The organism is uncultured Anaerococcus sp., from assembly GCF_963510915.1.
In the GTDB taxonomy this organism is placed as follows: Bacteria; Bacillota; Clostridia; order Tissierellales; family Peptoniphilaceae; genus Anaerococcus.
The window spans coordinates 1-4676 of record NZ_CAUPHG010000114.1 but is presented as its reverse complement, the minus strand read 5'-3'; the positions used below and the strand labels follow the sequence as shown (position 1 = coordinate 4676).

General features: G+C 35.3%; 4 protein-coding genes. All 4 read left to right on the top strand.

The features are described 5' to 3' along the window. A partial coding sequence (gene rpsO, locus RQ893_RS08195; RefSeq protein WP_311482533.1) for a 30S ribosomal protein S15 occupies window positions 1-204 on the top strand: 204 nt, incomplete at its 5' end. A gap of 48 nt (window positions 205-252) precedes the next feature. Continuing rightward, window positions 253-2406, top strand: a complete 2154-nt coding sequence (locus RQ893_RS08190) for a polyribonucleotide nucleotidyltransferase (protein ID WP_311482532.1) — start codon at window positions 253-255, stop codon at window positions 2404-2406. 396 nt (window positions 2407-2802) lie between these two features. Further along, window positions 2803-4170: a YjiH family protein gene (locus RQ893_RS08185; RefSeq protein ID WP_311482531.1), complete on the top strand. Its 1368-nt coding sequence runs from the start codon at window positions 2803-2805 to the stop codon at window positions 4168-4170. A gap of 162 nt (window positions 4171-4332) precedes the next feature. Continuing rightward, window positions 4333-4676: hypothetical protein (locus RQ893_RS08180; protein ID WP_311482530.1), on the top strand; the 344-nt coding region annotated here is incomplete at its 3' end.

Below are 4676 nucleotides of genomic sequence, written 5' to 3'. Positions count from 1 at the left end.
GGTTCACCAGAAGTACAAATCGCTATCCTTTCAAAGAGAATAGCTGACTTAACTGAACACTTAAAATCAAACACAAAAGACCATTCTTCTAGACGTGGATTATACAAGATGATTAGACGTAGAAGAGGTATGCTTAACTATCTAAGAGATAATGATATTGATAGATATAGATCAATTATCGATAGACTTGGACTAAGAGGTTAATTATTTTGGCGGGGATTTTCCCGCCTTATTTTATATATAGGAGAGATAATGATCAAAAATTACAAATACACTTCAAAAAACGGCTATGACTTTGAGGTAACTATCGGCAAGTATGCGGAGCAAGCCAACGGCGCCTGCTTTATCCAAAGCGGAGATACTAGCTTATTAGTAACTGCAGTTGCAAGCGAAAAACCAAGAGAGGGAATAGATTTCTTCCCACTTATTTGCGATTTCCAAGAAAAACTTTATGCAGTAGGTAAAATACCAGGAGGCTTCCTAAGAAGAGAAGGCAAGGCAAGTGACGAAGCAACCTTAATTGCAAGGCAAATGGATAGACCTCTTAGACCACTTTTCCCAGAAAATTATTATAATGATGTTCAAATCATTGCAACAGTACTTTCTATGGACCATGACCACCTTCCAGATCCACTAACAACCATAGGTGCATCAATTGCCTTAGGTATTTCTGATATTCCATTTGATGGTCCTGTTGGGGCTTGTATGGTAGGAAAGGTTGATGGCAAACTTGTTGTAAATCCAAATGAAGAAGATAGGAAAAAATCAGACCTTGAACTTACTGTTGCCGGTAAAAAAGGTGCAATCAACATGGTAGAAGCTGGAGCAAACGAGCTTGACGAAAGCGAAATGCTTGAAGCAATGCTACTTGCCCTTGATGAAATAGGAGATATTTCTGACTTTATCCAAACAATTATAGATGATATTGGTCTTCCTAAAAAAGAAGTAGAAGCTCACGAAGAAACTGAGCTTGATAGACTAATTTCAGATTCTTTCGAAGAAGAAATCAAAGCTTCAATTAGGACAACAGATAAGACTGAAAGAGAAGATAACATCTTTAGGATAGAAGAAGAAGCAAAGGAAAAATTCCTCGCTGACTTCCCAGAGACAGAAGATGAAATCCATAGAAGAATCGATGATATCATGAAAAAAGAAGTCAGAAGGATGATTTCTATTGATAAAATCAGACCTGATGGTAGGGAAATGACAGAAATTAGACCACTTTCTGCAGAAGCTGGAGTACTTCCAAGAGTTCACGGTTCTGGACTCTTCCAAAGAGGTCAAACCCAAGTATTATCAATTGTAACCCTTGGTTCACCAGCTGATAGTCAGTTAATAGATGGTTTAAATATCGAAGATGTAGAAAAAAGATATATGCACCAATACAATTTCCCACCTTTCTGTGTAGGAGATATCAGACCTCTAAGAGGTCCTGGCAGACGTGAAATCGGCCACGGCCATCTAGCTGAAAGAGCCCTTGTGCCAGTACTTCCAGACGAAAAAGACTTCCCATACACAATCAGAGTTGTATCTGAAGTTTTATCTTCAAATGGTTCAAGCTCTCAAGCTTCAATTTGTGGTTCAACTTTATCTTTAATGGATGCTGGTGTTCCAATTAAAAAGCCAGTAGCAGGTATAGCTATGGGTCTAATCAAGGAAGACGACTCAATTTCTATTCTTACAGACATCCAAGGTCTTGAAGACCACCTAGGCGATATGGACTTTAAGGTAGCAGGTACTCGTGAAGGTATCACAGCCCTACAAATGGATATGAAAATATCAGGTATCACAGAAGAAGTCCTAAGACAATCACTAGCGGATGCTAAAGATGCAAGATTTAGAATATTAGATGTAATCGAATCTGCAATTGATGCGCCAAGAGAAGAGTTATCTGACTATGCACCAAGACTATATACAATCGACATTGATCCAGAAAAGGTAAGAGATGTAATTGGTTCAGGTGGAAAGAATATCAACAAGATTATCGATGCCACAGGAGTAAAAATCGAGACAGAAGATAACGGTCACATCACTGTCGCATCTAACGATGGTGCAAGTGGTAAAAAAGCCATTGAGATGATAAGGGCAATTGTTACAGATCCAAAACCAGGCGACGTTTTTGAGGGCACAGTAGTAAGGCTTATGAATTTCGGTGCCTTTGTAGAAATAGCTATTGGTAAGGAAGGACTTCTTCATATCAGCCAAATCGCCCACCACAGGGTAGCTAAGGTAGAAGATGAACTAAAGGTAGGAGATAAGGTGACTGTTAAGGTTACTGAAATCGACAGACAAGGTAGAATTAACCTTTCAAGAAAGGCTCTATTAGAAAAGCCTGAAAAAACTGAAAGACCAGAAAAGGCTGAAGCATGGCCAGTAGATGAATCTCCATACAAAAAAGATAAATAAGCTAATAAACTGTTACACTAGGTGTAGCAGTTTTTCTTTGCTCAAAAATAATTTCTCATCAATTTAATACTTAAATAATAGGCTTTAGAGAAAATATCTTGCAGAAATATTATTTTTATGATAACATAAAATATAAGAAAATCGATGCTTATTAACGTAGTAAAGGGAAGGAGGAAATGCTAAGTCCTAGCCGAGCTTGAGCTAGGAAAAAATAAATTTTATTATTAATAAATATTAAGTATCTATAACAACTTGAGAAAGCCTAGTTAGAATTATAAATTTATTAAAATCATGGAATTATCAATTTGAATATAATTTAACCAGGTTATGTAAACGTACAAAGGCTTGACAATTACATAAGATATTTTGGAGAGCTATTAAATTAAGAGGTAAAAAATGACAATAAAAAAAGAAAAAATAACAGCAGCTAGGGTTTTAAAATTTGTGATTCCCTCAGCTATAGGAGTTCTTTTACTAATGACGCCGTTTAAAACGGGTGATGGTGGATCAACTGTTGCAGTATCAGTAATTTCAAAATTTTTAAATCAAGCAATAAATTCTATTATACCGATTCACATCGTAGCCCTAGCTTGTATTACAATTTCAACTCTACTTGCAATTTTATACACAATTTCAAAACCAAATTTTATAGAAAAATCACCAATCCTAAAGGAAATATCTGATATTACACCTTTTTGGCTTTTTGCAAGGATAGCAGGTGCGATAATAGGATACATGACAGCCTTCAAAATCGGACCAGAAATGATATGGTCTGAAGGTACAGGTGGATTAATCCTATATGAGCTTATCGGTGGACTTTTGACAATATTTTTAGTAGCAGGCTTTATCCTACCATTCTTAACAGAGTTTGGTATCCTAGAGTTTGTTGGAATATTTTTATCAAAGTTAATGAGACCTGTATTTAAACTTCCAGGCCGTTCAGCAGTCGATTGCTTGGCTTCATGGATAGGCGACGGTACCATAGGTGTTGCCCTTACAGCTAAACAATATGAAGAAGGAAATTATACAGAAAAAGAAGCAGCAATCATTTCCACAACTTTCTCAGCCGTATCTATTACATTTTGTATGGTAGTATTATCAAATATAAATATGGTTGACAGATTTGGATTATTTTACTTAATTGTTGGTATTTCAGGAATTGTTGCAGCCTTAATTGTTCCAAGAATCCCACCTCTTTCAGGTAAAAGAGATGTAAGACTAAGAGAACCTGAAAATCCAAACGAAGAAGTAATTCCAGAAAACTTCACCAGACTGGAATGGGCAACTCAACTAGCAGTTTTAAAGGCAGAAAAGAACCTAGATCTTAAACAATTCCTAATAAACGGTCGTGATACAGTTTTAAGCCTATGGTTAGGTGTAACACCAATAATCATGGCGGCAGGCACACTTGCCCTAGTATTATCTGAAGAAACTCAGATTTTTACATGGTTAGGCATGCCATTTTTACCAATTTTAAACCTTCTCCAGGTTCCAGAAGCTGCGGAAGCAAGTAAGACAATGGTAGTTGGTTTTGCGGACATGGTTGTTCCATCAATCATTGCAAGCGAAAGAATTACATCAGAATTCACCCAATTCGTTGTAGCAGCTGTATCAGTTACCCAGCTAATCTACATGTCAGAAACAGGAGCAGTTATCCTAGGATCAACAATCCCAGTTAATCTAAAAGATATCTTCGTCCTCTTTTTAGAAAGAACCCTAATTACTCTTCCGGTAATAGTAATTCTAACTCATTTACTATTCTAAAAGTTAATAATTATAAATCATACTCTCTAAAGTTATTATTTAGCTAAGAGAGTATTTTTTTATTAAAAATTCTAAGTGATATATTGACAAATTAAAACAATTGTTTTAAAATAATAAAAAAAGTAGCTATAGTTTTACGATAATTTAATTCGGAGGTTTAAAATGAAAAAAAGACTTGTATTTATGACTATTGTTATTGCTTTTTTAATAGTTCTCACTTCTTGTAGGAGCAGGAAAAAACAAGACAAAATTGAAATATTTGATTCTAACAATATAAAAATTGCTGAAACAGAAAAACAAGAAGAGCTAGATTATTTTAGTAATTTTATAGGGATGAGCGTAGAAAATGTTAATGATAAGAAATTCGACAATTATTTTAAAGAAATACCTGACGATGCAATAAAATCTTATCATGTAATATTTACCAGCAAGGGTAAAGGCAGTGAGGCTGCAAAGATAGATTTTTATATTTATGAGAATTATCCTTATATTACAATGGAGGGAAT

What these genes read in the sequence shown, in the direction of transcription:
- RQ893_RS08185 (WP_311482531.1), top strand. Translation starts at nt 2,803, where the DNA reads ATGACAATAAAAAAAGAAAAAATAACAGCAGCTAGGGTTTTAAAATTT.
- RQ893_RS08190 (WP_311482532.1), top strand. Translation starts at nt 253, where the DNA reads ATGATCAAAAATTACAAATACACTTCAAAAAACGGCTATGACTTTGAG.